Source organism: Streptomyces sp. NPDC051183, assembly GCF_040682455.1.
Lineage (GTDB): Bacteria > Actinomycetota > Actinomycetes > Streptomycetales > Streptomycetaceae > Streptomyces.
On the sequence record NZ_JBFBBA010000096.1, the window covers coordinates 1 to 841 of the forward strand.

The following is an 841-nucleotide window of genomic DNA, read 5'->3' on the forward strand; positions in this document are numbered from 1 at the left end:
GCACGACGGCGGAGCTCAAGCGGGTAACGGGAAGGTCGTGCCATGACTCGATCCTTTCATGAAATCGAGTCTCCATTCGACACGGGGCGGTTCAGCATCCCCGTACCCCGTGCCAGACTCGGAAGGAGCGGAGTCATTCGGCTGGAGGTCCCAATGGGACGCCCCGAGGCTCCGTGATCGCCCTTCAGCACGGTCACCTTGTCAGGGCGTGTTATCGCGCGTCCTGGATCCACAGGGAGGAACTCTGCGATGACGACGGCCAAGATCAAGCGGGGGCTCCCGCCACGCGTTCACACGACGATGGACCTCGGCGACGACCACGCCATACAGATCCTCGAGTTCCCTTCCGGGATGCGGGCGGTCATAGAGGGCGGGCGCGCGGTCGACCACCGTCCCTCCAGTCCGGGCAGGGTTCAGGAGCCGCCCGACGCGGGGGAGCAGTCGGGCGGCGAGCGCAGCGGCGACGCCGGGGCGGCGGTTCGCACCACGGACGAACAGGTCTGGTTCAGGGAGACGTTCTGCAACGGCGCCCAGGCCTGCGTACAGGCGTGGGACTGGGCGGTCGTCACGTCGCACGCCGTCCGCAGCGGGACCGGGATCGGGTGGGTCGGTTCGGAGGGAACGCGCAACGCCACGCTGGCGGTCGACGCGTACGACTGCATCTGCGTCGGCCCCTTCTGCATCGGTGGTACCGAATGCTTCTGGGTCGAGAACTGGCGCGGTCTCATCGTCCCGAACCACTGGCTCTCGGCGACCACCACCAACTCCGATCCCCGAAGCCTGCGGTGGCGGCTAGAAGGAGCCGGCGGCGACACGCAGGTCAGCCTCGCCGCCAAGTACT

General features: G+C 67.7%; 1 protein-coding gene. It reads left to right on the plus strand.

Annotated features, from left to right (window positions below; genetic code table 11):
* Positions 1 to 249: 249 nt before the first annotated feature.
* Positions 250 to 841: hypothetical protein (locus tag AB0M99_RS37245; RefSeq protein ID WP_365928631.1), on the plus strand; the 592-nt coding region annotated here is incomplete at its 3' end.